General features: G+C 45.1%; 22 protein-coding genes. 8 read left to right on the top strand and 14 right to left on the bottom strand.

Features of this window, described 5'->3' with window-relative positions; translation table 11 throughout:
• Nucleotides 1-49 precede the first annotated feature (49 nt).
• Nucleotides 50-601, bottom strand: coding sequence for a carboxymuconolactone decarboxylase family protein (locus ELS82_RS07240; protein WP_134834899.1), 552 nt, complete (start codon nucleotides 599-601; stop codon nucleotides 50-52).
• Nucleotides 602-880: 279 nt separating this feature from the next.
• Between ELS82_RS07240 and ELS82_RS07245 the strand changes: the two genes are divergently transcribed.
• Nucleotides 881-1,465: a TetR/AcrR family transcriptional regulator gene (locus ELS82_RS07245; RefSeq protein ID WP_134834900.1), complete on the top strand. Its 585-nt coding sequence runs from the start codon at nucleotides 881-883 to the stop codon at nucleotides 1,463-1,465.
• Between the two features lie 212 nt (nucleotides 1,466-1,677).
• A complete protein-coding gene (locus tag ELS82_RS07250) occupies nucleotides 1,678-3,666 on the top strand; it encodes a peptidase U32 family protein (protein WP_134834901.1) in 1,989 nt (662 codons plus the stop codon).
• 59 nt (nucleotides 3,667-3,725) lie between these two features.
• Here ELS82_RS07250 and ELS82_RS07255 read toward each other — a convergent pair whose 3' ends face one another.
• Complete coding sequence (locus ELS82_RS07255) at nucleotides 3,726-4,316, bottom strand: GNAT family N-acetyltransferase (protein WP_134834902.1); 591 nt, start codon at nucleotides 4,314-4,316, stop codon at nucleotides 3,726-3,728.
• Nucleotides 4,317-4,422: 106 nt separating this feature from the next.
• Nucleotides 4,423-5,259, bottom strand: coding sequence for a helix-turn-helix domain-containing protein (locus ELS82_RS07260; protein WP_134834903.1), 837 nt, complete (start codon nucleotides 5,257-5,259; stop codon nucleotides 4,423-4,425).
• Nucleotides 5,260-5,428: 169 nt separating this feature from the next.
• Between ELS82_RS07260 and ELS82_RS07265 the strand changes: the two genes are divergently transcribed.
• Nucleotides 5,429-6,328 carry an AraC family transcriptional regulator gene (locus tag ELS82_RS07265; RefSeq protein WP_134834904.1) on the top strand — a complete coding sequence of 300 codons (900 nt, stop codon included), beginning with the start codon at nucleotides 5,429-5,431 and terminating at the stop codon, nucleotides 6,326-6,328.
• A gap of 44 nt (nucleotides 6,329-6,372) precedes the next feature.
• Here ELS82_RS07265 and ELS82_RS07270 read toward each other — a convergent pair whose 3' ends face one another.
• Complete coding sequence (locus tag ELS82_RS07270) at nucleotides 6,373-6,690, bottom strand: hypothetical protein (RefSeq protein WP_244230767.1); 318 nt, start codon at nucleotides 6,688-6,690, stop codon at nucleotides 6,373-6,375.
• On the bottom strand, nucleotides 6,687-6,818 hold the full coding sequence (locus tag ELS82_RS27340; RefSeq protein ID WP_279630703.1) for a hypothetical protein: 132 nt from the start codon (nucleotides 6,816-6,818) through the stop codon (nucleotides 6,687-6,689). Before ELS82_RS27340 ends, ELS82_RS07270 begins: the two co-directional genes overlap by 4 nt.
• A gap of 581 nt (nucleotides 6,819-7,399) precedes the next feature.
• Here ELS82_RS27340 and ELS82_RS07275 point away from each other — a divergent pair.
• Nucleotides 7,400-8,497, top strand: coding sequence for a YdcF family protein (locus tag ELS82_RS07275; protein WP_134834905.1), 1,098 nt, complete (start codon nucleotides 7,400-7,402; stop codon nucleotides 8,495-8,497).
• Between the two features lie 48 nt (nucleotides 8,498-8,545).
• Here ELS82_RS07275 and ELS82_RS07280 read toward each other — a convergent pair whose 3' ends face one another.
• Entirely contained in the window at nucleotides 8,546-9,163 is a 618-nt protein-coding gene (locus ELS82_RS07280; RefSeq protein WP_053439304.1) for a TetR family transcriptional regulator C-terminal domain-containing protein, read from the bottom strand.
• Nucleotides 9,164-9,519: 356 nt separating this feature from the next.
• On the opposite strand from ELS82_RS07280, the gene ELS82_RS07285 reads away from it, so the two are divergent.
• From ELS82_RS07285 to fecE, 4 genes are read left to right on the top strand one after another with little or no spacing between them, the layout of a single operon-like run.
• Nucleotides 9,520-10,377, top strand: coding sequence for a Fe(3+) dicitrate ABC transporter substrate-binding protein (locus ELS82_RS07285; protein WP_134834906.1), 858 nt, complete (start codon nucleotides 9,520-9,522; stop codon nucleotides 10,375-10,377).
• A 29-nt stretch (nucleotides 10,378-10,406) separates the two neighbouring features.
• Complete coding sequence (locus ELS82_RS07290; protein ID WP_244230768.1) at nucleotides 10,407-11,390, top strand: FecCD family ABC transporter permease; 984 nt, start codon at nucleotides 10,407-10,409, stop codon at nucleotides 11,388-11,390.
• Complete coding sequence (locus tag ELS82_RS07295) at nucleotides 11,387-12,358, top strand: FecCD family ABC transporter permease (RefSeq protein ID WP_134834907.1); 972 nt, start codon at nucleotides 11,387-11,389, stop codon at nucleotides 12,356-12,358. The genes ELS82_RS07290 and ELS82_RS07295 overlap by 4 nt, the downstream gene beginning before the upstream one ends.
• The gene (fecE, locus tag ELS82_RS07300; protein ID WP_134834908.1) at nucleotides 12,358-13,122 is read left to right on the top strand and encodes a Fe(3+) dicitrate ABC transporter ATP-binding protein FecE; all 765 of its coding nucleotides are present in this window, start codon (nucleotides 12,358-12,360) and stop codon (nucleotides 13,120-13,122) included. The genes ELS82_RS07295 and fecE overlap by 1 nt, the downstream gene beginning before the upstream one ends.
• 89 nt (nucleotides 13,123-13,211) lie before the next feature.
• Here fecE and ELS82_RS07305 read toward each other — a convergent pair whose 3' ends face one another.
• The 8 genes from ELS82_RS07305 to ELS82_RS07340 all read right to left on the bottom strand — a co-directional run bounded on the left by ELS82_RS07305 (nucleotide 13,212) and on the right by ELS82_RS07340 (nucleotide 22,580).
• Nucleotides 13,212-13,592, bottom strand: coding sequence for a Rid family detoxifying hydrolase (locus ELS82_RS07305; protein ID WP_134834909.1), 381 nt, complete (start codon nucleotides 13,590-13,592; stop codon nucleotides 13,212-13,214).
• Nucleotides 13,593-13,607: 15 nt separating this feature from the next.
• Nucleotides 13,608-14,822 carry an aromatic amino acid transporter gene (locus ELS82_RS07310; RefSeq protein WP_134834910.1) on the bottom strand — a complete coding sequence of 405 codons (1,215 nt, stop codon included), beginning with the start codon at nucleotides 14,820-14,822 and terminating at the stop codon, nucleotides 13,608-13,610.
• Between the two features lie 74 nt (nucleotides 14,823-14,896).
• Nucleotides 14,897-16,321: a tryptophanase gene (tnaA, locus tag ELS82_RS07315; RefSeq protein WP_134834911.1), complete on the bottom strand. Its 1,425-nt coding sequence runs from the start codon at nucleotides 16,319-16,321 to the stop codon at nucleotides 14,897-14,899.
• Nucleotides 16,322-16,564: 243 nt separating this feature from the next.
• Nucleotides 16,565-16,636, bottom strand: coding sequence for a tryptophanase leader peptide (tnaC, locus tag ELS82_RS27480; protein ID WP_071816296.1), 72 nt, complete (start codon nucleotides 16,634-16,636; stop codon nucleotides 16,565-16,567).
• 290 nt (nucleotides 16,637-16,926) lie between these two features.
• Nucleotides 16,927-18,585, bottom strand: coding sequence for an amidohydrolase (locus ELS82_RS07325; protein ID WP_134834912.1), 1,659 nt, complete (start codon nucleotides 18,583-18,585; stop codon nucleotides 16,927-16,929).
• 159 nt (nucleotides 18,586-18,744) lie between these two features.
• The gene (locus tag ELS82_RS07330; RefSeq protein WP_134834913.1) at nucleotides 18,745-19,881 is read right to left on the bottom strand and encodes a glycerate kinase; all 1,137 of its coding nucleotides are present in this window, start codon (nucleotides 19,879-19,881) and stop codon (nucleotides 18,745-18,747) included.
• Between the two features lie 22 nt (nucleotides 19,882-19,903).
• Nucleotides 19,904-21,256, bottom strand: a complete 1,353-nt coding sequence (locus tag ELS82_RS07335) for a GntP family permease (protein WP_053439314.1) — start codon at nucleotides 21,254-21,256, stop codon at nucleotides 19,904-19,906.
• 181 nt (nucleotides 21,257-21,437) lie between these two features.
• Nucleotides 21,438-22,580, bottom strand: coding sequence for a sugar diacid recognition domain-containing protein (locus tag ELS82_RS07340; RefSeq protein ID WP_134834914.1), 1,143 nt, complete (start codon nucleotides 22,578-22,580; stop codon nucleotides 21,438-21,440).
• Nucleotides 22,581-22,892: the final 312 nt, after the last annotated feature.

Raw genomic sequence — 22,892 nt, forward strand, 5'->3', positions numbered from 1 at the left:
GCTTCGGAAATATTGAGGTTACTAGCTAAAAATAACTAGGACTTGGAAACTACTTACCATCCCAAGCAAAAGGTTGGAACATTGGGTCAAGTGGCGTCTTAGCAACATGGTTTACATAGTTACTGATCACTTTCTGTGACAGGCCAAGAATCACTTCTAACACTTGCTGCTGCGCATATCCGGCTGCATAAAACGCTTCTAGGTCAGCCTGAGTCACATTGCCTCGGCTGCGAACCATACTCAGAGTGAAATCATGCAGAGCTTGAAGTTTCTCTGTCGGTAATGCAGAGCCGTTGCGCAGCGCTTCAGTAATCGCTCCATCTACTTTCATTGAGTTAGCAATCAAGGTATGTGCAGGAACGCAGTAACGACATTCATGCTCAACGTTGATGGTTTGCCAAACTACAGTCAGCTCTTCGGCATCAAATGAGCTGTTTACAAAATGCGTGTGAAGTTGGTTGTAAGCTTTAAGCGTTTCAGGTGCCTCAGCAAGTGTTGCTAATAGGTTTGGTACTGCTCCCATGCTTTGTTGAGCTCCTTGTAGGATCGCTTGAGCTGCTTGTGGCGCTGATTCAATCGTATGACGTTTAAACTCGTTCATTGTTATTTTCCTTTCAGTCTGATCTTGATTACTTGCTAGGTCATCTCCTAGCGAATGAACATACGATAGATCCACTTGAACGATCGTTCAAGTGTTAATTTGAACGACTGTTCAATTTAACTTAAGAGTTTTAAGTTAACGTTTTGAAATATATTGTTTTTGTTTAACTGATATTTTTTCACCATCAATAAAGGTTGTGTTCGATTTGCCAGCTTTACCCTACAAAGTAAAAAACCTATAATTGAACTAACGTTCAAAATGAGATTTTAAGAGAAGAGCATGGGTAAAGCCGCCAAATTCGATCGTGACCAAGTGATCAACCAAGCCACAGACCTTTATTGGCAGAAAGGCTTCCACGCTACCTCTATGCGAAATCTACAAGATGTCATCGACATGCGACCTGGCAGTATCTATGCGGCGTTTGGTAGTAAAGATGGACTGTTTAAAGAGGCATTGAACAACTATACCCAGATGGGCATTGCGCATTTAAACCGTTGCTTAGAGGAAGCCTCCTCTCCTTTGGAAGGGCTAAAAGTGTTCGTAAAACACATTGTCATCAGTACCAAACATGGTGCTCCGAATGGCATGTGTATGCTGGCTAAAACAATTAGTGAATTGACCGATGAGTATCAAGAGTTGCTTGAAGAGGCTCAGGCTTGTTTTAAGAAGATGGAGTGCACTTTTGCCGATGTCATTACGCAAGCCCAGCAGTGCAATGAAATCTCTGCAGAAAAAGACCCGATAAAACTCGCTCGACACCTGCAAGTTCAAGTAGCTGGGCTGCGCACCTATGCCAAGGCCTGCGACGACGATAAGTTGTTAGAAGAAATGATCGACGATATCTTTACTCATCACCCTTTTTGAGCTTTTTCCCATTGAAATCAACGCTGCTCTTTACAGTTAACCACCAAATGACGCTCTCTCCAAATCAATGGTGATGTTACTAAATTAACTCACCATTCTCTCAAACGTTATTTCTTTTTGACTCAGATTAATAAAAGGTTAACTAGAACTAGATCACACTTTTGAACCCCGTAGAATACGTGCTCATTCCTAATTTGAGTAAGAGAACAGCAGTGACACGTGATCAATTTGAGTTATTGGCTCCTGGTGGTGATTTAGATTCAATCAAAGCAGCGATTGCAGCGGGTGCCGATGCTATCTATTGTGGATTAGATAGATTCAATGCTCGCAACCGAGCAACCAACCTCACCTTAGATAACTTAAATGGCGTGTTAGCACTGGCACATCAGCACGATTGTAAAATCTTCCTTACCTTAAACGTGTTGATTCTAGAAAGTGAAATTCCTGCCATCGTCCGATTACTTAGCCAACTTAACACTACAGCCATTGATGGTGTCATCGTGCAAGATCTTGGCTTAGCGTACATCTTGAAAAACTACTTTCCTGATCTGGATGTTCATGCCTCTACTCAGCTCAATACTCACAACGAAGGCCAGATCCTGTTTCTCAACCAGCTAACAGCCAGCCGCGTTAATCTCTCTCGTGAATTGAACATCAATGAAATCAAGCATCTTGCTCAGTTCGGCAAGCAGCACGATGTGTTAATGGAAGTGTTTGTTCACGGCTCTTACTGCATTGGTTTCTCGGGTATTTGCTACATCAGCTCAGCTCGTAATGGCGCATCCGGTAACCGTGGCCGCTGCAGTCAGCCTTGTCGTGAGCAGTATGAAACGACCAAAACAGGCAATAGCTACCCGCTAAATATGAAAGATAACTCGGCATTTGGCGATCTCGAAGCGTTAGTCGATGCGGGCGTTTACTCATTGAAAGTCGAAGGTCGAATTAAGAAGTCTCACTACGTCTACACTGTTGTTGATAACTGGCGTAAGCAAATAGATCGCTTCTGCGATGGTGTCGAGTTGTCGAATGATACCACTGAGCTTTACACCGTGTTTAACCGTGATTTCTCCAATGCGTTCTTGCAGGGTGAGTTTGGTAAAGCGATGTACATCGATAACCCTCGCGATCACGCCGTTAAGCACTTCTCTAAGGTGTATCAATGCACCAGCACTGAGCAAGTTCAGCAGGTGAAGAAGAAGCTCTACGATGAGAAAACTGCCATTATTGAAACGGTAGCTTCAAAGACCGATGCAATGGTTCTCACGCCAGCCAAAGACAATAGTGCTAGCCTGAAGGGCGCGATTGATGCCCCTCAATTGAAAGCACTGCCGCAAGCTGAGCCTGTCGATACAGCGAAACTATCGGTGCTACTCTCATCAGCAGATGACTTAGGCTTGATCAACTGCTCTGATGCGAATTTCTATTACCAGCTCCCGATGGGCCTAGCGGCAGAGTGCGATAACCTGATTGAAATGTTTACCGCTAACCCAATCCTAATGCCATGGTTCCCTGCTATTTTGATTGGTGATGACTTTACAGCTGCAAAACGATTTTTGCAGGCGGTTAGGCCAAAGCAATTGGTGACGAACAACTCTGGTGTCGGCATTATCGCCCAAGAGTTAGGGCTTGCTTGGGTTGCCGGTCCACAAATGAACATCACCAACTCTTATGCTCTTGCTTGCCTTGAACAAGAGTTCGCTTGTGCCGGTTCGTTTATTTCTAATGAGCTCAACCTGAAGCAGATGCGCCACATTAAGCGCAGTGACAAGATGCAGCTGTTCTACAGTATTTATCACCCGAATACGCTGCTGACGAGCCGCCAGTGTTTATTCCAACAAACGGAAGGCTGCCGCAAGATTAAAGTAAACAAAGGCTGCTTGAAGCGCTGTGAGAAACGCACATCAATCATCAACTTGAAAGACAACCCTTATGTCATCCAGAAACATAAAGGCAGTCACAACGCGATTTACAGCGAGCACAATGTCTTGAACTTAGAGGTGCTAGAGCAACTGCCGAACCTGTTCAGTGATATCTTGATCGACTTGCGAGACATTCAGACTGAGACGCAAGTGAGCATAGAGAAATCAGATCTGATTCAGGCATTCTTAACCCTGCTTGATAACCACAATAAAGAGAATAGTCAGTCACTTCATTCAGTAATTCAGCCAACAACCAATGCCCAATATTCGAAAGGGCTCTAAGCCAGAGCGCATCCACAAAAAAGGCCGCAAATTTGCGGCCTTTCGTTGTCGTTATACTGTTAAACAGTGCGCTGATTTTCAAATTTCTCTGCGGTCATGCCGTAATACAATTTGTCATCAAACTCTTGAGCAAGCTTGTAATAACCCTCTTGACGACCTTCTTGAACAAAGCCGCACTTCTCAAGCGTTTTGTATGAACCCACATTAGAGCCATAGCAGTCAGCACTGACCTTGTGAGCGTTAAGTTGTGTAAAACTTAGCTCAGTCATCATTTGGCAAGCGCGGGTTGCAATGCCTTTCCCCCAAGCACAAACTGGCAACTGATAACCAATTTCGTAGTTACCCGCCAAAAAAGCCACTGATGTAATGCCACACATTCCCATGTATTTGCCTTGCAGGTCACGAATGACAAAGGTAGGACTTTCGGGCCAAATTCCCTCTTTGATCGCCTGTTGAGTATTGTCGATAATCGGACCAAAGAAGCCTTCAAACATACTGTTATCAGCGGGGGCAAAGTATAAGTACTGATTCACATCATCGTCATTGAGCATCTCGATAATATCTTGTAGATCCGATGCTTGAATCAGTTGGATATTCAACGAGTCGTTAAATGAAATGACGTCGCCTTGCTTTAATTTTTGATATGACATGTGTTACCTCGTTATCTGTTAACTATCATAACGAGGGGCTTACGATAAGAATTGTATTTTTGCGACAACATGCACTTCAATGCAATTTAAATAGCGAAACAAGCAACTATTCAAAATCACCGTAGACATCAATCGTCAGATCACGACTTTTAAGATATTTACTGGGAGTGGTTCTAAGCTGCTGCTTAAGGGTACGAATCAGGTGTGATTGATCACTAAAGCCAAATTGATGTGAAAGTGCCGTCCAATCGACCTCACTGTTTTGCTGATAAAGCGTCAAAATCATCTGTTCTAGGCGACTCATTTGTTGATATTGCTTAATACTCAAACCCACGATTTGTTTGAAGCTTCGCTCTAGTGTCCTTCTAGAACACAGACATAGTCGAGCCAGCTCTTCAACATCAAGCAACGGACGATAGACATCGACAACCTGCTTATCCATTGCTTCAAGCACAGTTTGAGTCAAACGATACGGCTTAGTGGTGCAAGGTTTGAGGCCTAAATCATCAAAATGATTCCTTATCGCCAAAAGCAGAGCTTGCTTAGATGTGTCATGCCATAGGCTTTCCTGAAAGGCAGAGTCAAATAGGGGAGAAAGCCAATCAAACCAACCACATTGATTAGCAGGCGTGTCTAATCCTGAGTTAAGGATATAAAGCCCGTCTGGTCGAAATGTAATCCCAATGCGCTTTATTGGAGGTGTATCTTCTAGTAGCAGTAAGTGTTCACTAGCCGTTAGCAGGTGGCTACCGAACCCAGATAATCGGCCCACTCCACTTTCATATTGATAGGGCTGATCTGGCGGGGTAATAAGAAGGTGTCCTCTTGGGTTAGGAATGAGATGCGGCTTAGGATCAATCACCTCGCCATCTTCTACTTCCAGATACCACACCTGATGGATAAGCCACTCATATCCCGATATAGATTGCTTCCACGCTATCATCGCTTCCTCAATTGAGCGCCACCAAATCTATGGGTAATACTACACCATCTCACTGGCTTATCCACGAGACGCTTTCTGCTCAACAACCTCATCTTTTTACGCCCAGGTTTTAAACTCTGCCTCAATCGGTTAGCCTGAGATGATAATTCAGGGAATAAAGAGAACATAAATGGGTGTAGACTATAAAAAGAGGCTGATTCCGGTCATCCGTTACCTCGAACAAAACTACAATCAACCTCTCAACCTACCCGAAGTGGCTGCATTAGCGAACCTTTCTCCCTATCACTTTCATCGCACATTTAAAGCCGTGCATGGAGAAACACTGGCCGACTTCATTCGCCGTTTACGACTGGCAGCAGCAGCTGGTGAATTATTCAAAACCAAACAACCTGTCCTCAACATTGCGTTAGAGTTTGGTTTTTCTTCTTCTCAGAGTTTAGCCAAGGCGTTCAAACAACATTACGGTGTTACACCGACCGCTTTTCGTGATTGCAAAAACTATCAAGAGTTTTCAACGCTGGCACAAAACAGCAAGATTGGACACACCTTGCGCAAGATTGGAAACGAAAGCGAGATGACAACTCCATATACTGGCCCTGAACCAACGACATGGAGAAAGACAATGGAAATGCAACAATTTGACGCAACTAAACTCGCCTACGTCAGAGTCACTGGCCCTTATGGTGAAGGTTATGAAGAACCCTCAAACCGTTTGTATCAATGGGCTGGAATGAAAAACTTGGCGGGTAATACCTGCATCTTTATCTATCACGATAACCCAAAAGTCACACCCAATGACAAATGTCGCACCGATATCTGTTTGATGGTCCCAGCTGATACACAAGTACCAAGTGGGATTGAGCTGCAAGATTTTCCTGGTGGGCAATATGCGGTCATGCGTCAAAACATCACCGAACATAACCAATATGCCAAAGCGTGGGATGACTTGATGAGCAAGGTGATTGAAACTGGTGTTGAAAACGATGATCGCCCATGCTTTGAGCTCTATCACAGCTACGATCCGCAAACTCAGCACGCCGATGTCAGCTTTTGTACTGCGATTAAGTAACAGAAAGCCTGCGAATCTACTTGAATGGATTCGCAGGTCTCGAGCTATAAGCGATATTCTTTGAGCTCGCCTTTATCTGTGATGGTCGCATTGGCGAGCTTATTGCCGTAGATATCCTTAAAGCCAATATCAATCGAGTTACTCGCGTGGACAATTTTAGTGATCAGGATATCGCCAACATCATTGTTCAAGGTGAGGTAGTAATGCACATTGCGGCTGCAAGGGATTACTTTTTCTTTAAAAGTTTTGCTGATGTAGTACGTTGATTCACTGTTTAGCTCTACGCCGTGCTTCTTAACAATATCCACTAAGTTGGTGATGATAGTGCCGACTTTCTTCAATTCACTGGATAAGATCATCATTGCCTCCACTCTATCATTGAGCCCATTCGACCACCCGAGAATGGCAAAGATTGGGAACATGGTTTACCACCAAGAATAGACAGCTCTGAAACACCCATGGCAGCATAAAGAACATTCATTTTATTCATCTGTATTTCTAATTATTTTGTTGTGTCCCATTCACGCTAGCTTGAGAGCTTTTTCTGAAAAAGTAATTTAAAGTTGCATTTTTACTCGGTATTTTCGAAGTGTTTTCCGCTACTGCTCAAAATTATGATGATTTTCAATCAGTAACCGAAAAAATTGCCCCTCTCCAAAAGGGGTAGAGTGCCAACACGCCAAATTTCAATAAGCCACTTACTATGATCTTAATCAGGTTGTGATTTATTACTCGTCAAAAAATAAAGATAACTTTCAAGACATTAGAGGATGAAAAGTTAGCTTGCGCAGATAGGCAATTGGACGAATAGAGAGTACTTTGGAGTAATAGAGGGAAGGTTTATTGGATAAATATTCCGCTCTAAACATAGTAAAAACACGATTCATCTATCGCTGAGATTCCCAGCAGTAAAAAGTTGGGTAAAACTTTCGTGATCCTAATTCTGAAATTTACCAATAGTGGAGAATCACCAAGCTGAGTTGAGAGTCCTTTCACAGTTTATTAATCGTTTGAATCTAAGCTACAAAATCACCTGTCTTACTATTCAAAATAAAAAACTAGGACTTCTCTATGAAGAAAAAATTCCTTGCCCTCGCTCTTGGTAGCGTCATTTGCTTAGCTTCTGCCCCACACACTTTTGCTGCTAATGATAGTGCTATTGTCTCTGACAGTGACTATTCCCAACTCATCACTAAGCGCCAAGTGGTAGACCAACTACTCAATGATGCAGTGCAGGCGTTTAAATCCCCAGCCCGTATTTCTCATGCTGGGTTTACCGCTAAAATGCCGAGCAATATGGAAACCGTTACCGACCGTTTACTAGAAGCTTACCAACTGGAACCCTACCGTACTGATTTGCTGATCTCGGCAGCGAATGCGCAGATCTACAACAAGAATGTCGACAAAGCGATTGAGCTATTTGAACAAGCGCTATCCGTTGCGCCACAAGACGTCGATCTACACGCTTACCTCGCGGTATGGCAGCGCTTTAACGACAATCAAGCAGAGTCAGAGAAGCACATGGATACGCTTGCGAAGTTAAATGCGGGCAAGGCATCAGACATAAATCGAATCTTTGAAACCGTTGACCGCGTGTTAGCCACACCACTGAAAAAACAAGCCAGCAAAGGTCAACTCGATGATCATGGCGCTATTGTCACCTTAGGTTATGCATTGAACCCTGATGGCTCGATGCATCAAATCCTTATTGAGCGCCTAGAGACGACATTACAAATGGCGAAGGACAACCCAGATGCTTTAATTGTATTGACTGGTGGTGTACCTAAAAATCATAAAACCGAAGGTAAGCTAATGGCTGACTGGTTGATTGAAAAAGGCATTAAAAAAGAGCGAATCATCGAGGAAAATTACGCAACTAGCACGGTGGGTAATGCACTCTTTAGTAGCTATGCATTAGCACGCCACAATATTCAGCATGCGACTATTATTAGCTCAGCAAGTCATGTTCGCCGTGGACAAACCTTATTTGAAATTGCCAGTTGGCAAACAGGCCCACAAGACATTACTTTTGATACGGTAAGCTACCCAGACAAGCTCCTGAAGGAACTTGAAAAAGCCAGTGACAGTGAGCTGCTTGGGATCTACCGTGACGCTTTAAGAACTTACGGTATGTGGAGCTATCGCTCATACCCACTTGAGTCGCGTTAAGCCGCACTGAACGCTAAAAGAAAAAGCCAGCCCGAATAGGCTGGTTTTTTAATGTCCATTACTCTTAACGCCACACCCTTTAATGATCAGTTGAGTGAGAAACTCTGCCGCTTGGCGATAATCATTATCGTCGAGCTGATCTTTTTGCATTACATTACAAATCTGCCAACCAAAATCAGCATACGTTTGTGTTGCAGCCCAGATGCTAAACATCAAGTGATGAGGGGGAACATCGTCCATCAAGCCTTGCTGCGACCATGTTGCAAATTTATCGATGATCATTTGCGATTGCTTAAACAGTTCTTGAGCAATATCTTCCGGCAACACTTTCGCCCCTGACATCACTTCATTGGCGAACACTTTTGAAGCGTAAGGGTGTTCCTGCGAAATACGCAATTTAGCTTGGATATATTGGCTGAGCGCTTCAACTGGGTCGGTAAGCTCTTCAATCGGGCGAGACGCTTCCAGCAAAGGCTGCGTCACGGTTTGTAATACCGCGTAGTAGAGCTTGTCTTTGGAACTGAAGTAATAGAAGACGTTCGCTTTGGCAATGTCGGCCGCTTTTGCAATATCAACCATCTTAGTGGCCGCATATCCTTGCAATGCAAACTGTTCACTGGCGACTTCGATAATCAATTGCTGATTCTTCTGCCTAATGCGAGTCATTCTTCATCCTTTATAAATGTTTACGCTATTCCAGTGTAAACATTATGTTATCGAAGACAAGCCCTATCAATCACTCTGGTCAAATCCTTACAATTCTCTTATTTCAACTTCCTGCAGGTTACATTATCTACAACCTCTCTTCTCACACACCCTACCGCACGACTACCCATAAATAGTAAGCCGCCCAACCGGTATTGATATTAATTATCATTTAAATTAGCATTCGTTATTAATATTTTGCTACAAATTCGTTTGATGTATGACGAAATGCGTCGCAACGGACTGTGTTCTGTCCGCTACTAATTTGATATTAATGAACCGACTCAAAAAAACTCTCCTCACTCCTGTTAGCCGCAATGCTTTCATTTAGTGTCACCGCACAGGAACAGCGCTCTGTCGTTGATGAAAAAGGCACATTCACTATCACAGGGACTCCAACGCGCATTGTAGCACTTGAATACTCATTTGTTGATGCTCTTGCATCAGTCGGCGTATCGCCTGTTGGTGTGGCAGATGATAAAGATGTCAATCGCATCCTTAAGTCAATTCGTGATCAGATCTCTCCTTGGACCTCAGTCGGTATGCGCCCTCAGCCAAGTTTAGAGATCATTGCTCAGCTTAAGCCCGATCTTATTATCGCTGATGTGCAACGTCACTCGCCTGCCTATGATGACTTATCGAAAATCGCACCGACCTTGATTCTAAAAAGCCGTGGGGAAAACTACCAAGAGAACCTTGAAGCAGCATTAAAGATCGGTATCGTTCTTAACAAAGAGACGGAAATGAAGCAGCGTATCAGCCAGCACAAATCATTGATGGCCGAATACAAAACCAAGTTCTCTAGCCAACAGACAATGCAGTTTGCGGTTGTGACACAAAAAGGCATGTGGATGCATGGTCCAGAATCTTATGCCGGCAGCGTACTAACCAACCTTGGCATTCAAAGTCCAATGCCGCAAGAGACCGAAAAGGCCTACGTAGAAGTGAGCTTAGAGCAGTTGTTAAAAGTGAATCCAGATTGGTTGCTCCTTGGTCCATACAGCGATGAGACCATCGCCGATACGTGGAAAAAGAACCCACTATTTAATCTATTAAACTCTCAGAAGCAGCAACAAATCATCAAGGTTTCCCCTCAAGTTTGGTCTCTCAACCGTGGCATGAATGCGGCTGAAGAAATCGCACAAAATCTCGATACCATTCTTAATAAATCATGATCGAAAAAACGACCTCACCCCAGCAGCGTATGCTACTGGGGTGTTTGACTGCCGCCGCTATACTGATGGCAGGTACCATCTCATCAATGGTTAGCTACTCCTCTTTTGAGCTATCTATTGGTCACCTAGCCAACTACCTATTTAACTTTGATAGTGCAAGCATGGAACAGCAAATCCTAGCGACACTAAGGGCTCCAAGAGTGCTCACCTCCATGTTGATTGGCGTTAACCTCGCGATAGCAGGACTGTTAATGCAAGGTCTGACTGCGAACCCATTAGCGTCTCCAAGCATCTTGGGTATCAATTCAGGTGCTTCATGCTTTATCGCTTTAACCTCAATGAATTTGGCATTCTTACCTGAGCTCCCACTCTCTATCAGCGCCCTACTCGGTGGAACGTTAAGTGGCTTATTGGTGTTATCACTCGGCGGTTTTTTCAGTGCTAAATCTCACCCAATTAAACTCGTTCTAGCTGGTATTGCGGTTAATGCTCTGCTGGTCGGTATCACGAGAAGTGCTCTGATATTGGCAGACGATATGGCTTATAGCGTATTGAGTTGGCTAGCGGGATCAGTATCCAATATCACCTGGCAAGATTGGGATGCATTCTGGCCCGTGAGCTTAGTCGGTATTCTCATCACCTTCAGTCTTGCTCGAAGCTTGAATTTACTCGCGCTGGGAGATGACATTGCCGTTGGTTTAGGTGTCAACATTTCCGCTACCAGATTCATCACTTGTATAGCGATTTTGCTGCTCACCACCTCAAGTGTCGCGATAGCGGGTCCCATCGCTTTTGTTGGCCTATTAGTGCCGCATATTGCGCGTAAGTTAGTCGGTAGCAACCATTTTATTTTGATCCCAACGTCGGCTCTGGTCGGAGCAAGTTTACTCCTGTGGTCTGATGTTATTTCCAGAATGGTCGCCTTTCCTGCAGAGACTCCTGTTGGCGTTATCACGGCTCTCATTGGCTCACCATTTTTCATTGCTCTGGCCGTGAGGAGTAAAATGTCATGATTCAGCTTAAAGCCTCAATGTTAGTCGGCACATTACTGATTTGTGCTGTCGGTAGCTTGTTTATTGGTGGTACGCCATTAGAACCTAGCGCTGTCATTCATACGCTATGGAATGGCGGAGACCTGGACTTTATTATCAATCAATATCGTCTACCTCGCTTTCTACTGGCGATTGGCGTTGGCGCGGGGCTTGGTATCTCTGGCGCGCTGATTCAAGGTGTGCTGCGTAATCCTCTTGCTTCACCCGACTTAATGGGCATCAGTGCAGGTACTGGATTCGCTGCAACATTGCTGTTGGTCGACATTCCTGATGCCTCACTGCCGCTCCTCGCCAGTGTGGCAATTTCTGGAGGTATTGGCGCTGCAATTGTGATTATCACGATTGCCTATAAGTACAACCCAACTCCCGCAAGGCTTGCTCTGATCGGCATTGCGATTAGTGCGTTCATCTCAAGTGGCATCGACTTTTTACTCATCGTCCACCCAGTTGAAATCAATACCGCTATGGTATGGCTAACCGGCAGTTTATGGGGACGAAATTGGTCTCAGATGCCTCTAATTTGGCTTAGCCTAGCCTGCTTGATTCCTTGCGCTATGTATCTTGCGTGGCGACTCGACCTGATGGGATTAGGCGAAGAAGCGGCAACAACCGTAGGTGCACAACCCGAGCGAACACGTTTCATCGCATTGATCCTGTCTGTGCTACTGGCCAGTGTCAGCGTCGCGGTGTGCGGTACCATCAGTTTTGTCGGCCTTCTCTCTCCTCACCTTGCCCGACTTCTATTTGGTCACAATCACAAACTACTACTGCCGATGTCTGGCGTTATTGGTGCACTGCTTGTGGTGACAGCTGATACGCTCGCGCGCGGTATCGATCCGCCACTTGAGCTACCAGCAGGGGTTCTCACCTCTCTGATTGGCGCTCCTTACTTCATTTTCTTACTTCAGCGTTACCAAGGTTGGAAATAATGATTACAACTCATCAACTGTCTGTTTCATATGGAAAAGAGACCATCATTCACGACTTAGACCTTGCGATCCCAGAAGGAAAAATCACTGCCTTGATTGGCCCGAATGGCAGCGGCAAGTCGACGCTGCTAAAAACACTGTGCCGCATCAATAAGAGCTTTGAAGGCGAGCTTTCGGTGCTGGGTAAACCCATCAAAAGCTATCCAGATAAAGAGTTGGCCAAGCATATTTCATTGCTACCTCAAGTGCTGACCACTCCAGAAGATATTACCGTTCGTCGCTTAGTTGAGTATGGCCGTTCGCCTTACTTGTCTTACTGGGGAAAGCTGTCTCAACAAGACCATCAAAAAGTCGATCAGGCGATTGAAGAAACTCAAATTCAAGACTTGGTTGATAAAAAAGTCGACGCTTTATCTGGCGGTCAGCGTCAACGAGTTTGGATAGCGATGGTGCTTGCTCAAGATACCCCTGTCGTGATGCTTGATGAACCCACCACCTATCTCGATCTCTCACATCAAGTCGAGTTAATGAAGTTAATCCAGAAGCTTAATGCCAATGGCAAAACCATCATCGTTGTATTGCACGATCTAAACCAAGCTTGTCGCTACTGCGATCATTTGGTCGTGCTTAAATCCGGCAAGATTGCCGTCACTGGTGCCCCCGAGAGCGTGTTTACCGAATCACTGCTGAAAGATGTCTTCGATCTTGATGCAGTGGTAATGGCAGACCCGATTTCAAACAAACCGATGTGTATTAATCGATAAGCCTCGGCGAAAAATAGCAATTTCACCCAACAAAAAATGGCCACTTAATGTGGCCATATTCATAACATGATGTATCTTTCTAGGTTTGATTACCTAGACGCCATCACTTCTATTTCCACTTTCACATCCATAGGTAAACGGGCTACCTCTACACAAGAGCGAGCGGGAAAATCTGCGCCTCGCTGTTCAAAGAACGCCTGATAAGACTCATTGATGACCGAAAATTCATTGAGATCTTTGACAAACACCGTCGTTTTGACGAAGTCATGAATACTCAGCCCAGCTTCTTCAACAATCGCCAACGCATTGAGTAACGAGCGTGTAGTTTGTTCTGCTGCGTCATTGGGCATTTGTTTGCTTTCAGGGTCTAGGGGAAGCTGACCGGAAGTGATCACGAGGTTGCCGAGCTTGACGCCTTGAATGTATGGGCCAATTGCCGCTGGCGCTTTGTCTGTCTGGATAATAGCCATAAATAACCTCGTAATTTAACCACTAAACAAAGGCAACATGTTCGCCATTGCCATAAAATGAAACACTGCTGTGAGTACGCCAAATAGCATTACCACCCCGACCATAGTTGCCCCTCCGGGTGCCACGAAGCCCTCTTTGCCCTTTTCCTTAGAGCGAGATTTCATCACTAACAATCCAGGAATAATACAAGCCCAAACCGTCGCAGCAGCGCCTGCATAACCAATCGCCATCACAAAACCAAATGGGTAAAGGAGAGACAGCACTAGCGGTGGGATAAAGGTAACGAACCAAGTTTTGGTACGCCCCTTTTTGTCATTTCCAAAACAGAAAAGATCGGCTAAAAAGTCAAACACACCTAACCCTACGCCAATGAATGACGACAAGATCGCAGCCATTGAGAATGCATTGATTGCTCGCTCGACGCTTTGCGACTCAATAACCGAATCAAGCGCCATAAGTAATGCGTCAACATTTCCACCCTGCTCAATCACAGAGCCAAAACTTTCGCGCGGTAAATTGCCAAAGATGCTCACTAACCACAAGAAGTAGAGCCCAAGAGCAATCACCGTTCCACCAAAAATTGCGTGCTGAGCTCTACGCTCTTCACCATAGTAAGCTCGCATTGAAGAGACCGAATGATGGTAACCAAATGAAGTTAAGGCCACAGGCAACATCGCCATAGCATAGGGAGCATAGCGCCCCTCTGGATTGACTGCATCAAGCAACAGCGAGGTATTCACATTGGTGGCTAAGCCCGATATACCAAAGGTAAAGCTAAGCACCATAAACGCGATCAGCATCACCGACACGCGGTCAACAACGCGAGTCGAATGCCAAACAAATAGTGAAAACACGGCGACAAAGAGAATCGAAGCAGCCTTGCTATTTATCCCCAACATATCTTGCAAGATAAGCCCTGAAGAGGTGATGTAGGCATACAGGAGTATCCCACCTACAAAGTACACCATAAGGCTATTAAACATGTTGACCTTGTCACCCAGCATGTCTTTGGTCACGGTATTGAAAGAGACCCTGAGATCATAGTGTTTGAACGCTTCTAGCAACATCCAACCTGAAGCAGTCATAATTAACATTGTTACGGTAATGGCAAGCATTGACCAAAAAGTCCATGCCCCCGCCCCTGCACTCGGTAGACCTAACATACCAGCACCCACACAGACGCTAGCTATGATACAGGCCCCACCCAATAAGGAAGGTTTTTCTGTCATAGTTTTATTCTCTAAATTGATTTTTAAAAATAAAGATAAAAAACGCAGCTCTTGGGGAGCTGCGTTAGGGACGTTTATTGGCTATCAACTTCTTTTAAAAGTGCCGTGAAGTGACGCAACACTTCTGGCTCATAAATAAAGTCGAGTCCCTTGACGTTTTCGGCGTTTTCTTTCACTTTCTCAAACGCTTCAATAATGAAGTCCATGTGCGTTTGGGTGTAAGTTGCTCGTGGGATCGTTAAACGCATCAGCTCCGCAGGACAAGGCATTTGCTCACCAGTGGCAGGATCGCGTCCAAGTAATAGCGAGCCAATTTCTACCGCGCGTATACCAGCAACCTTGTACAGTTCACAAGCTAAAGCATGAGCTGGGAATTGATGAGATGGGATATGAGGCAACAGTTTACCTGCATCAACAAATGCCGCGTGGCCACCCGCTTGCTGACAAACCACCCCAATGGCCTCTAAGCCTTCCACAAGGTATTTCACCTGGCTGATACGATAAGCGAGCCATTCCTGACGCATACCATCGTAGAGGCCAACGGCCAAACGCTCCATCGCGCCGCCTTCCAAGCCTCCATAGGTAGGGAAACCTTCTTGAACAACACACAAGGTGCGACACTCATTATAAACGTCAAGAAATGTGTCATCTTTAAAGCACAGCAGGCCGCCCATTTGTACCATGGCGTCTTTTTTAGCTGACATGGCTAAGGCATCTGCATATTTGTAGCTTTCGCGGGTAATCTCTTCGATGCTCCAATCTTGATAATCTGGTTCACGCTGCTGAATAAAGTACGCATTTTCAGCAAAACGCGCTGAGTCCATGATCACCGGAATGTCGTAACGCTGCGCAATTTCATAAACCGATCTCAAGTTGGCAATCGAGACCGGTTGTCCACCAGAAGAGTTACATGTAATGGTACTCACGATATAGGGTACGTTTTGAGCCCCAGCTTCTAGTATTGCGTGCTCAAGTTTTTCTAGGTCAAAGTTACCTTTGAAGTCGGCATTCACTGCTGTATCAAATGCTTCTTCGGTATAGACATTTTTAGCGACACAACAATTAATTTGCGTATGGCCCTGTGTGGTATCAAAGAAGTAATTAGACAGTGCGACCATTTTATTACGATCAAGACCTTTCTCTTTTTCACGCTTTTTAATCAGAACTGGAATATAGATTTGCTCAGCGCCACGTCCTTGGTGAGTTGGTATCGTATGCTTGTAACCAAAGATATCGCTAACGGCATCCGCCAAAGCGAAGTAACTACGACTGCCACTGTATGCCTCGTCGCCTCTCAGCATCGCCGCTTGCATTTCTTGGGTAATAGCGCCAGTGCCGCTGTCGGTGAGAAGATCAATAAACACATCTTCACTATTCAGAAGAAACGGGTTCATCCCTGCTTTTAATATTGCCTGCTCACGATATTCTCTCGTTGTACGTTTCACAGGTTCAATAACACGAATACGAAATGGTTCTGGAAGGTGTTTGAAATTTTCCATGATTGCTTTCCTAATTATAATTATAGCTATCCCTCTCCACTAAATAATTAATTCAGCAAAGATAGGTTTTATTATTTCCAGACAAAACAGCACCTTGGGTATTTAAACCCAAAATTATAATTGAACTGGAAAATGAACCCATGAACGAAATGGTCAATATGCCCCTAGATACGTTAAAGGTGCGTCAAGATAAATACTGTTCAGGGTTGTGTGCACTGGACGTGCGAAGGCTATAGCTATAACTTAATGAGGGAAGAACAGAGCAATTTTATAATCGAGGGTAAACCAAACACTAGAATTATTGTATTTTTTCATGTTACCTCCTTATTGATAATAAAATTCCAAAGTAACAACTCTAAGATAATCATAGTTTATATAATTGGACATCTTTTAGTTCATCAAATGTGACAATACCGACGAAATAATGACCATTATAAAGAGTACAACTGTAAAAACCGAATATTAACCTTACAACGCGAAAGGTTAATATTACTAATTGATAAGCGGAGATTAAATATAAAACCTATCACAATGAAATCAATTTAATATGAATATTTAAACATAAAATCGACTCTACACTATTAATAATTGACCGATAGCCAATACTACTCAAATACCACTTTACCTCTAACGATCGTCATCCAAACTTCCGCTGCTTTAATTTCATCTGGAGACAACAAGGTAATATTATGTGATAGCACCGCAAAGTCAGCGGACTTTCCTACATCAATTGACCCGGTAATATCGTCAATGCCTAAGCTCTTTGCTGCATTGATCGTATAGGCATCGAGCGCCGCTATGGTATCTGGTAAGCCGGTATCGCCCATGATAATGCTATTGCCTATACCAACCAGCGGGTTAATGTCGTGAACATTCCAGTCACTGCTTAAGGTAACGTTAGCACCTGTGTCGAATAGCACTTTAAGGTTCATCAACGCACGAGTTCGCTTAGCGCCTAAGAAGGCTTCCGCCCACTGATGTTCATGATAAGCGACATAATCAGAGCCAACCTGAAAGTCAGCCGTCACATTAAGCTGAGCAAAGCGGGGAATGTCTTTCGAGTTCACTAACTCGACATGAGTTAAGGTGTAGTCTTTGTTACTGCCTTGGCTACGGACCGACTCTATCGCATTCAAAGATTCTCTAATCGCCCCATCACCAATCGCATGAATGTGTGCGCCATAGCCTATATTGTCGAGCTCTTTGAGCCACTTGGACATCGATTTGGGTTCAATGTAATTAATCCCGTATGGCTCTTCCGGAACATAAGTAAATAAGTAAGGAGCGAGCATCTTCGCCGTACCATTAATTAAGATGCCATCGCTGTACATTTTGACCTGATCCACCAGCATTAACTGAGAATTATCGTCTGAATGAATCGATTTCAGATACTTTAACTGTGCTGGCATTGGCTCGGTTGGGTAGATCCAAGGTCGTAAAGAGACGCGAGCAGTGAGCTCACCACTTTCTTCGGCTTTCTGCCACACTTCATACCAGCCACGTTTCCAATATAAGCGCCCATCACCAATGGTCGTGATACCATGCGCTCTCGCTTGATCCAAACCTTGCATTAATCCTTGATAGCTTTGCTCAAACTGATCACGCAAGCTGTTCCAAGCCAGCTCAAGCACCAGATCACCCGCGTTGTCGAGCAAGATACCGACTAGCTCTCCGGTCTCTTCGTCTTTTAAGATCTTACCCCCTTGCGGATCGGGAGATTGTTTAGTGATCCCAGCTTGCCTTAGCGCCGCAGAGTTCACCCACATCGAATGGGAAGTTTGCTCCATAAAGATCACAGGCTGCTCAGGAAAAATGGAATCAATCACCTGCAATGGCGTGCTGTCGTCCTCATCTGCCAGTAACGACTCTATCGAGAAGCCATAGCCCATGATCCACTCGCCTCGTTGGGTTTGTTTCCGACAAGCTTTTAGGTAGGAGACTTGACCACGCAGTCCTTCATCAAGGCTTAACTCACACTGAGATCCAGCGTCTGATGCGGCTTCAAAGACATGGTTGTGGTTATCGATAAAACCGGGAGAAACAAAGCCACCTTGCAGATCTATTAGATTGGTCGAATCATCGATAAAAGCATCCATCTCCTCACCGTTTCCCACCTGCAGAATCTTACCATCGGCGATAGCAACGGAATTGGCGTTAGGATGCCCGTGTATCACCCCATTGGTGAGAAGCATATCTGCAACTTGTGCAGAGTATGCATGAGTGCTTATCGTCAAACCTAACGCTATAGCCAGCCTACCTTTCATTGCTTAACTCCTTTGATGCGCCAATCAGACCAATGGCTCAAGTATAAGGGGATAATAGCAGCGCGAGCGCCCATTAACCGTGCCTTAACAAGCTTTTTCCGGTGAATAAATACAAAAACGGCCGCTAGATAGCGGCCGTTTACAGTGTAAAATAGGAAATTATTTGAACGTCATCGCCAATGCTGCAGCGACATTACGTGAAGTCATCTCGACATTAAATGCCGCTTCTTTAAGTGCGGTTGGCAAGTCGGTTGCACCGAGTACCACACTGTAGACCGCATCTAAGCCGTGGTCATGCACCACTCGGCAATCTTGCGCCGTGCTGCCCGCAATGCCAATCACTGGAAGGTTATATAGCTTCGCCGTACGCGCCACACCAATCGGTGTTTTGCCGTGAATGGTTTGGCTATCAATGCGCCCTTCACCGGTAATCACTAAATCGGCATCTTTGACCACTTCAGCAAGGTTAACAGCATCCATCACGATGCTGATACCTGGGCGAAGCGTTGCATCGAACAGACCTAATAGTGCAGCGCCAAGACCACCTGCCGCACCTGCACCAGCTTGGTCAATGACATCATTACCGTTAGTTTGACGAATCACGCCAGCATAGTGCGCTAAGTTGGCATCTAGCTGCTTGATCATCTCTGGCGTTGCGCCTTTTTGCGGACCAAACACATGCGAAGCACCTTTCGGTCCGCACAATGGGTTATCTACATCACACGCAACTTCAAGCTCAACACTCGCTAGGCGAGGATCCAAACCTGACAGATCAATCGTTGTAAGATTGGCTAACGCTCCGCCACCGAAAGGCAGGTCGTTGCCTTTCGCATCCAATAGTTTCGCTCCAAGCGCTTGTGCCATACCGACACCACCATCATTGGTAGAGCTACCACCAATGCCAATGATGATATGGTTAACGCCTTTGTCTAACGCTGCTTTCACTAACTCGCCTGTACCATACGTTGTGGTGAGCAGTGGGTTACGCTGACTTGGTTCGACTAAGTGCAAACCTGATGCCGCTGCCATTTCAATCACAGCGGTAGAACCGTCACCGAGTAATCCGTAAAAACCTTCAACGGATTGACCAAGTGGGCCTGTCACCGCAACAGAGACAATATCGCCCCCTGTTGCGTCGACCAAAGATTGCACCGTGCCTTCGCCTCCATCCGCCATCGGCAGTTTAATGTACTCTGCGTCTGGCATGATTTCTTTAAAACCACTTTCAATCGCAGTTGCCACTTCCATAGCGGTTAAACTTTCTTTGTAAGAATCAGGAGCGATAACTACCTTCATATAAGTTCCTTTTTATAGCTTGCTACAGTAGAACAAGACTTAGAATGTAAACCAGTGCCATTGCAGTCACGCCTTGAACCAGCGTTGCCATGGTTTGAGCGCGATACGCTAACCCAACTGACATGCGGCTAAACTGCGAAACCACCCAGAAGAAGCTGTCATTGGCATGCGATACGGTCATCGCACCTGCACCAATCGCCATTACCGTTAGAACTCGTCCCATTTCAGAGTCTAGTCCCAGTTGAGCCAACATTGGCGCAACAAGTGCTGATGTTGTTACCAAAGCCACCGTCGATGAACCTTGCGCTGATTTCAACGCCGCAGCGACGATAAATGGCATAAAGATACCCACGCCTAATGCAGATAATGTCGTTCCTAGGTATTCACCTAGCGGAGTTGCTTTTAATACAGCACCAAATGCGCCACCAGCACCTGTGATAAGTAGAATTGGCGCCGCGGCAGTAATACCTTGGCTGATGCGTTCGCCGAACTCTTCCACCTTGTTGTCGCTTTTCAGTAGGCGAACCGACAAGAACAGACCTATGATTAACGCTGTCAGTGGCTGACCTAAGAACGACAGCACATCAAACAATGCACCATCACCCAGCGGTAAGCTTGGGAATTTAGCAATAGAGCCTAAACAGATAAGCAAAATAGGAACGAAAATTGGGGCAAATGCTTGGCCTGCTGTTGGTAGTTCACCGTATGACGCTTTCAGCTCTTTCCAATCTTGCTTTACTTCTTCAGCGTGGTCGCCACCATCAGGTTCAACGTCTTTAAAGCGGTTGGCCCACAACATACCGGCAATCGCTGCCGTAGCTGCTACAAAGATACCGACGCCAATCACTAAACCGAGGTTAGACTCTAGACCTAGGTTACCCGCAGCCGCAATTGGGCCCGGCGTTGGTGGCACAAAAGTATGTGTCGCATACAGACCGGTTGCTAGAGCGACACTCATCGCCACGCTGGATGTTTTTAGACGGTTAGCAAGAGACTCTTTTAGCGAGTTCAGAATAACGAAGCCCGAGTCACAAAATACTGGTACCGATACAATGTAGCCGATGATGCTCATGGTTAACGTTGGGAAACGCTCACCCAGTACTTTAATCACCGTGTCTGCCATGGTAATCGCAGCGCCACTTTTTTCTAAGATGACACCGATGATGGTACCTAGAACAATCACTAGACCGATGTAACCTAAGATGCCACCAAAGCCAGATGCGATGGTTTTCGCGATACTGTCTGCAGGTAGGCCATAGGCAAAAGCCGCTAAAAAGGCCGCAACGATCAGTGCGAGAAAAGGGTGTAGTTTAAATTTGGTTGTTGCGAGGACGATAAAGGCTATCACCCCCAGCAAGATTAAGATTAGACTCATGATAACTCCGTTTATTATAGTATTCGCTCTGAACACTTAGCCTCATGCCAAACGTTCAGGTTGCCTGTAGGGACGGTGTTATTATTCAGTGAATCAAGCGCCATTCCTTTATGCAAAATGACAAATTTATCAATCCAAAGTCACTCTATAATTGTCACATTGCACAAAACGCCTTGCTAATTCATAGGCATTTCATAGCCAAATATAACTGCACCTTATGATCTAAATTATTGATTTTTAAATTAGTTACTTCTTCTATCTTCTCTAGTCGATATCGAAGTGTATTTCGGTGAATATGTAGAGCTGCACAAGTTTGAGCCAGATCGCAGTCCTGATCAAAAAATACTCGCAATGTTTTCAACAGCACGCCTTTTTCATCTTTTCTTTGCAGTAACTCTAGAGGTTCGAGCAACTGCGCGCGTCGCCATTGGTCTTGTTTTAAGCCACCAACCAACACGGCTAACTTGTGTTCCTGATAAAACAATATCGCTTGCTTACTGTTATCAGCCCCCGCCATGGTCGCTTTAGCGGTTTCATACGAACGCGCGAGTCCATCAACACCGGGAAAGTATTGCCCCATAGCTATCTTGATCGAAAAGTCAGCTTCTTGGGCGATCCGTTTAAGCAGCTTCTTTACTCGCGCTTTTTCTTCTTCTTGATTCCAAGTGCCATTGGTTACCGTCACTGGCTTTAGCACCACCACTTCGTTCATCGACACCGAGACAGTACCGACAATGTTGTCTCGTTCAGGGTATTCCAATAAGTGCACTAGTTTTTGCAAATGCTCTTGCGTTAATGGCTGCCCTTGCTTAGGTATCACTTTGACCGTTGCCGCGATTCTTGGCTGAGATAAATTTAAATCCAAACGCTCAGCAATCGACAACAACTGGTTTTCACTTAAAGTTGAGCCTTGAATCAACTGCAGTAACAGCTCTTCACGATGACGTTTATTCCACTGAATCTGCGCCATCAAGGCTTCTTGTTCTATGATCAGCTCAGCGGCCATCTTGACCAGCTCACCATAGCTTCTCACTTCATCTGGCTGGCCAGAGATCCCCACCACACCAATCACGTTGTCTTGATACACAACCGGTAAGTTAATACCTTCTTTTACCCCAATCAAAGTACTCGCAACCGTATGGTTGATTTCCACAGTGCGGTTATCATGAATCGCTAGCAATGCCCCTTCATGAGTGCGATGTAAACGAGCGGGATCGCTTGAACCAATTATCTGTCCATTTTCATCCATCACGTTGACAGGAAACTGGATAATCTTTGTCGCGCGCTCAACGATTTGTCTTGCGATTAACGTATTTAACTGCATCTCTTTTGTTTCTCGAAACCCTACTCTTCACTAGGGTTAACATAGCATACCTGCCCAAGCGTTTTATTGCGCCAACAGTGCATGACGTAGAGTGACCAAGAAAAAATCCCGAAGTAAGCCCGCTAGGTGCCTGCTAAGACGGAGCCCGAGGATGCTCCTACCTATTGTCTTACAACGGGAACGCGTACAAAAGGAGACGAAAAACTACGCGATTTTAAGCAATACCAATCTAACGAACATCCCTACAGTGGAGTCACCATGATTGATACAGTTATTGAGGTGGCAGGGAGAGGAGTCCTAACCACCCCAGAC

Source organism: Vibrio ouci, from assembly GCF_004551525.1.
Taxonomy (GTDB): Bacteria; Pseudomonadota; Gammaproteobacteria; order Enterobacterales; family Vibrionaceae; genus Vibrio; species Vibrio ouci.

Bases quoted from the DNA above. Each gene is read 5' to 3' on its own strand.
- ELS82_RS07240 (WP_134834899.1), bottom strand. From the start codon at position 601: ATGAACGAGTTTAAACGTCATACGATTGAATCAGCGCCACAAGCAGCT.
- ELS82_RS07245 (WP_134834900.1), top strand. From the start codon at position 881: ATGGGTAAAGCCGCCAAATTCGATCGTGACCAAGTGATCAACCAAGCC.
- ELS82_RS07255 (WP_134834902.1), bottom strand. From the start codon at position 4,316: ATGTCATATCAAAAATTAAAGCAAGGCGACGTCATTTCATTTAACGAC.
- ELS82_RS07260 (WP_134834903.1), bottom strand. From the start codon at position 5,259: ATGATAGCGTGGAAGCAATCTATATCGGGATATGAGTGGCTTATCCAT.
- ELS82_RS07265 (WP_134834904.1), top strand. From the start codon at position 5,429: ATGGGTGTAGACTATAAAAAGAGGCTGATTCCGGTCATCCGTTACCTC.
- ELS82_RS07270 (WP_244230767.1), bottom strand. From the start codon at position 6,690: ATGATGATCTTATCCAGTGAATTGAAGAAAGTCGGCACTATCATCACC.
- ELS82_RS27340 (WP_279630703.1), bottom strand. From the start codon at position 6,818: ATGAATAAAATGAATGTTCTTTATGCTGCCATGGGTGTTTCAGAGCTG.
- ELS82_RS07275 (WP_134834905.1), top strand. From the start codon at position 7,400: ATGAAGAAAAAATTCCTTGCCCTCGCTCTTGGTAGCGTCATTTGCTTA.
- ELS82_RS07280 (WP_053439304.1), bottom strand. From the start codon at position 9,163: ATGACTCGCATTAGGCAGAAGAATCAGCAATTGATTATCGAAGTCGCC.
- ELS82_RS07285 (WP_134834906.1), top strand. From the start codon at position 9,520: ATGCTTTCATTTAGTGTCACCGCACAGGAACAGCGCTCTGTCGTTGAT.
- ELS82_RS07290 (WP_244230768.1), top strand. From the start codon at position 10,407: ATGCTACTGGGGTGTTTGACTGCCGCCGCTATACTGATGGCAGGTACC.
- ELS82_RS07295 (WP_134834907.1), top strand. From the start codon at position 11,387: ATGATTCAGCTTAAAGCCTCAATGTTAGTCGGCACATTACTGATTTGT.
- fecE (WP_134834908.1), top strand. From the start codon at position 12,358: ATGATTACAACTCATCAACTGTCTGTTTCATATGGAAAAGAGACCATC.
- ELS82_RS07305 (WP_134834909.1), bottom strand. From the start codon at position 13,592: ATGGCTATTATCCAGACAGACAAAGCGCCAGCGGCAATTGGCCCATAC.
- ELS82_RS07310 (WP_134834910.1), bottom strand. From the start codon at position 14,822: ATGACAGAAAAACCTTCCTTATTGGGTGGGGCCTGTATCATAGCTAGC.
- tnaA (WP_134834911.1), bottom strand. From the start codon at position 16,321: ATGGAAAATTTCAAACACCTTCCAGAACCATTTCGTATTCGTGTTATT.
- ELS82_RS07325 (WP_134834912.1), bottom strand. From the start codon at position 18,585: ATGAAAGGTAGGCTGGCTATAGCGTTAGGTTTGACGATAAGCACTCAT.
- ELS82_RS07330 (WP_134834913.1), bottom strand. From the start codon at position 19,881: ATGAAGGTAGTTATCGCTCCTGATTCTTACAAAGAAAGTTTAACCGCT.
- ELS82_RS07335 (WP_053439314.1), bottom strand. From the start codon at position 21,256: ATGAGTCTAATCTTAATCTTGCTGGGGGTGATAGCCTTTATCGTCCTC.
- ELS82_RS07340 (WP_134834914.1), bottom strand. From the start codon at position 22,580: ATGCAGTTAAATACGTTAATCGCAAGACAAATCGTTGAGCGCGCGACA.